Here is a 5293-nt window from a genome sequence, read left to right as displayed (position 1 = left end):
CTTGCGCGTCTCGCGAGAGGCGCGGGCGGGGAGGCCGCGGGGCGGCCTGCCGCGGGACCTTGAGAACCGGATACTGAGGACATGGAACTCGAATTCAGAGTGTGATATGTCAGACGGACATTCTTTACCTCGTCAATCCACGTGATTGGCAAAAGCAAAGCTTCAAGCGATCAAACGCGGGGCGCACGCGCGCCCCGCCTCCGAACGGAGAGTTTGATCCTGGCTCAGGATGAACGCTGGCGGCGTGCCTAACACATGCAAGTCGAACGGTTAAGCCAACTTCGGTTGGGCATACAGTGGCGAACGGGTGAGTAACACGTGACCAACCTGCCCCCCGCGCCGGGACAACCGCCGGAAACGGCGGCTAATACCGGATGAAGCGGAGAGCCCGCATGGGCCCTCCGCCAAAGCTTTAGCGGCGGGGGATGGGGTCGCGGCCCATTAGGTAGACGGCGGGGTGACGGCCCACCGTGCCCGCGATGGGTAGCCGGCCTGAGAGGGCGATCGGCCACATTGGGACTGAGATACGGCCCAGACTCCTACGGGAGGCAGCAGTGGGGAATTTTGCGCAATGGGGGAAACCCTGACGCAGCAACGCCGCGTGCGGGACGAAGGCCCTCGGGTTGTAAACCGCTTTCAGCAGGGAAGACCTAAGACGGTACCTGCAGAAGAAGCTCCGGCTAACTACGTGCCAGCAGCCGCGGTAATACGTAGGGAGCGAGCGTTATCCGGATTCATTGGGCGTAAAGCGCGCGTAGGCGGCCGCCTAAGCGAAGCCTCTAACCCCGGGGCTCAACCCCGGGCCGGGCTTCGAACTGGGCGGCTCGAGTGCGGTAGGGGCAGGTGGAATTCCCGGTGTAGCGGTGGAATGCGCAGATATCGGGAGGAACACCGACGGCGAAGGCAGCCTGCTGGGCCGCGACTGACGCTGAGGCGCGAAAGCCGGGGGAGCGAACAGGATTAGATACCCTGGTAGTCCCGGCCGTAAACGATGGGCGCTAGGTGTGGGGGGATCGTCCCCCCGTGCCGCAGCCAACGCATTAAGCGCCCCGCCTGGGGAGTACGGCCGCAAGGCTAAAACTCAAAGGAATTGACGGGGGCCCGCACAAGCAGCGGAGCATGTGGCTTAATTCGAAGCAACGCGAAGAACCTTACCAGGGCTTGAAGTGCGCCTGAAGCCGGGGAGACCCGGTGGCCGAGAGGAGGGCGCGCAGGTGGTGCATGGCTGTCGTCAGCTCGTGTCGTGAGATGTTGGGTTAAGTCCCGCAACGAGCGCAACCCCCGCCCCGTGTTGCCAGCATTCGGTTGGGGACTCGCGGGGGACTGCCGGCGTCAAGCCGGAGGAAGGTGGGGACGACGTCAAGTCATCATGCCCCTCATGCCCTGGGCTGCACACGTGCTACAATGGCCGGTACAGAGGGCTGCCACCCCGCGAGGGGGAGCGAATCCCGCAAAGCCGGCCCCAGTTCGGATCGCAGGCTGCAACCCGCCTGCGTGAAGTCGGAGTTGCTAGTAATCGCGGATCAGCACGCCGCGGTGAATACGTTCCCGGGCCTTGTACACACCGCCCGTCACACCACCCGAGTCGTCTGCACCCGAAGCCGCCGGCCGAACCCGATAAGGGGCGGAGGCGTCTAAGGTGTGGAGGGTGAGGGGGGTGAAGTCGTAACAAGGTAGCCGTACCGGAAGGTGCGGCTGGATCACCTCCTTTCTAGGGAGACCCTAGATTCAAAACGAAATCTCACGGAGGGAAGAAGCGCCCGCCCCATGTTCCCCAGCATCCGGCCCCCAGGGCCCCGCGCCCCGGGCACCTTGACACCTGCATAGCGCGCGGCGCGGCGGCTGACTTGTCAGCTGGACCGTGCCGCGGACATGATACTTGCAACCACATCAACTGACATTCATGCAGATAGCATGGGTTCGGATGGGTGGTTCGCATCATGGACATAAGCACTATTTTCCAGATCGCAAGCGTATGCTTGAGAGAACATACCAAAACATCAGACGCGGGGCCCTGCCATGGGGCCCCGCGCCCGAAGGTGATTCAGCGATGAAGATACCTAGGGCGCACGGCGGATGCCTTGGCACAGGAAGTCGACGAAGGACGCGGCAAGCTGCGATAATCCGCGGGGAGGGGCACACACCCTTTGATCCGCGGGTCTCCGAATGGGGGAACCCAGGCAGGGCCATGCCTGCCTACCCCTCCCTGAACGAGATAGGGGAGCGGGGGACAACCCGGGGAACTGAAACATCTAAGTACCCGGAGGAAGAGAAATCAACCGAGATCGCGGGAGTAGCGGCGAGCGAAACCGCGCAAGCCCAAACCCATGCGCGTGTAAGCGTGCGGGCGTTGCCGCATGGGGGTCGTGGGAGCCGCACCCGGGGGGCCGCATACCCCGGCGGGGTCACAAAGCAGGTTCGGAGCGGAACGGCATGGAAGGGCCGGCCGCAGCGGGTGAGAGCCCCGTACGCGAACCGTTCCTGCCCCCGAGCGGACGTCCCGAGTAGGCCCGGGCAAGTGCAACCCGGCCCGAAGCTGGGGGGACCACCCTCCAAGGCTAAACACTCTCCTGTGACCGATAGCGAACCAGTACCGTGAGGGAAAGGTGAAAAGCACCCCGGGAGGGGAGTGAAACAGCACCTGAAACCGTGCGCCCACGAGCAGTCGGAGCACCCATTTAGCGGTGTGACGGCGTGCCTTTTGTAGAATGAGCCAGCGAGTTGCGCCGTGCGGCGAGGCTAAGCTTAGAAGCGAGCCGCAGCGAAGGCGAGTCTTTAAACGGGCGACTTATGAGTCGCGCGGCGCAGACGCGAAGCCGGGTGAGCTACCCATGGGCAGGCTGAGGCGGGGGTAAGACCCCGTGGAGGGCCGAACCCACTTCGGTTGAAAACGGAGGGGATGACCCGTGGGTAGGGGTGAAAGGCCAATCAAACCCGGAGATATCTCGTTCTCCCCGAAATAGCTTTAGGGCTAGCCTCGGGCGTTCTCCGCCGGCGGTAGAGCACTGGATCTCCGAGGGGGCCTCACCGCCTACCGACGAGAGCCAAACTCCGAATGCCGGCGGATAAGAGCCCGGGAGTCAGAGCATGTGGGCTAAGCTGTGTGCTCGAGAGGGAAACAGCCCAGACCGCCCGCCAAGGCCCCCAAGTCCGTGCTGAGTGGCAAAGGATGTGCGTCTGCCCAGACAACCAGGATGTTGGCTTAGAAGCAGCCATGCATTCAAAGAGTGCGTAACAGCTCACTGGTCGAGTGGACATGCGCCGACAATTCACGGGGCTAAGCACGGCGCCGAAGCGGCGGACTGTATTTTAGACAGTGGTAGGGGAGCTCTCCGAGGGCGGCGAAGCGGCCGGGCGACCGGCCGTGGAGCGCTCGGAGGTGAGAATGCTGGCATGAGTAGCGAGAGCAGGGCGAGAAACCCTGCCGCCGTGAGCCCAAGGGTTCCTGGGGAAGGCTAATCCCCCCAGGGTCAGTCGGGAGCTAAGGCGAGGCCGGAAGGCGTAGCCGATGCGCAGCGGGTCGACATTCCCGCACCGCCTTGGGTCCGCTATCACCGATGGGGCGACGCAGGAGGGTAGCCGGGCGGGGTTCTGGACGTCCCCGTGAAAGCGCGTAGGGCGCGCCGCGTGGAAATCAGCGGCGCACGAGGCCTGAGACGCGAGACGAAGCCTTTTAGGCGAAGCCGGTGAGCCCATGCTGCCGAGAAAAACCCCTAGGGAGGACCCGGGGCGCCCGTACCAAAACCGACACAGGTGGGCGGGTAGAGCATACCGAGGCGATCGGGGGAACCATGGTTAAGGAACTCGGCATACCAGCCCCGTAACTTAGGGAGAAGGGGCGCCGCTGCGGGTGATGGGACGCGCTCCCGGAGCCTGCGGCGGCCGCAGCGAAGAGGCCCAAGCGACTGTTTATCAAAAACACAGGACTCTGCAAAGTGGCAACACGACGTATAGGGTCTGACGCCTGCCCGGTGCCGGAAGGTTACGCGGATGCGTTAGCGAAAGCGAGGCGCTGAAGCCAAGCCCCGGTAAACGGCGGCCGTAACTATAACGGTCCTAAGGTAGCGAAATTCCTTGTCGGGTAAGTTCCGACCTGCACGAATGGCGTAACGACTTGGGCGCTGTCTCAACCATGGACCCGGCGAAATTGTACTGTTCGTGAAGATGCGAACTCCCCGCGGAAGGACGGAAAGACCCCGTGAACCTTTACTGCAGCTTGGCATTGGCAGTTGGCGCGGCGCGTAGAGGATAGGCAGGAGCCCGCGAAGCGGGGGCGCAAGCCCCCGTGGAGGCGCCCTTGGAATACTGCCCTCGTCGCGTCGGCTGCCTAACTCGGCGCCGTGACCCGGGCCGAGGACCGTGCCAGGCGGGTAGTTTGACTGGGGCGGTCGCCTCCCAAAATGTAACGGAGGCGCGCGCAAGGTTGGCTCAGGGCGGTCGGCAACCGCCCCGAGAGCGCAAGAGTGCAAGCCAGCTTGACTGCGAGGCGGACGGGCCGAGCAGGGACGAAAGTCGGCTCTAGTGATCCGGCGGCCCCGAGTGGAAGGGCCGTCGCTCAACGGATAAAAGGTACTCCGGGGATAACAGGCTGATCTTGCCCAAGAGTCCACATCGACGGCAAGGTTTGGCACCTCGATGTCGGCTCATCGCATCCTGGGGCTGAAGTCGGTCCCAAGGGTACGGCTGTTCGCCGTTTAAAGCGGTACGCGAGCTGGGTTCAGAACGTCGTGAGACAGTTCGGTCCCTATCCTCCGCGGGCGCAAGGGATCTGAGGAGAGCTGCCCCTAGTACGAGAGGACCGGGGTGGACGGACCTCTGGTGAAGCGGTTGTCGACCAACGGCACCGCCGCATAGCTACGTCCGGCGCGGATAACCGCTGAAGGCATCTAAGTGGGAAGCCGCCTCCGAGATGAGATCCCTCTCTGGTAAGGGCCCTCGTAGACCACGAGGTCGATAGGGCGCAGCTGCAAGGGCCGCGAGGCCCTGAGGCGAGCGCTACTAATCACCCGAGCTCTTCATGGCACCTTCCCGTCAGCGCACGCCGCGATCCGCGAACGTGCCGCGCGCATGCAGGCGCCAGGGCCCCCGAGGGCCGCTGGCGAGCCTAGACATCAGGCTCGTGGGAGCACCTCCCATGAGCGGAACCATGGAGCGGGGGATCACCCGATCCCATTCCGAACTCGGAAGTTAAGCCCCGCGTCGCCGAGAGTACTGCAGCGCCAGGCTGCGGGAGGCCAGGGAGTTCCGCTCATGAGGGGTGCTTTCTTGACGTCTGGGGGCCTTCGGGCCCCTT

3 rRNA genes are annotated in these 5293 nt (G+C 63.9%); all 3 read left to right on the top strand.

The features are described from left to right. Nucleotides 1-201: 201 nt before the first annotated feature. The 3 genes from HRL41_RS11475 to rrf all read left to right on the top strand — a co-directional run bounded on the left by HRL41_RS11475 (nucleotide 202) and on the right by rrf (nucleotide 5251). Nucleotides 202-1711 (top strand): 16S ribosomal RNA (locus HRL41_RS11475). A 338-nt stretch (nucleotides 1712-2049) separates the two neighbouring features. After that, a 23S ribosomal RNA gene (locus HRL41_RS11470) occupies nucleotides 2050-5022 on the top strand. A gap of 114 nt (nucleotides 5023-5136) precedes the next feature. Continuing rightward, nucleotides 5137-5251 (top strand): 5S ribosomal RNA (rrf, locus tag HRL41_RS11465). Together the 16S, 23S and 5S rRNA genes form the textbook arrangement of a ribosomal RNA operon. Nucleotides 5252-5293: the final 42 nt, after the last annotated feature.

Origin of the sequence: Adlercreutzia sp. ZJ473, from assembly GCF_013185065.1 — a bacterium.
Taxonomy (GTDB): Bacteria; Actinomycetota; Coriobacteriia; order Coriobacteriales; family Eggerthellaceae; genus CAAEEV01.
The sequence above is the reverse complement of the archived record's forward strand: the minus strand, read 5'-3'. Positions and strand labels throughout refer to the sequence as shown.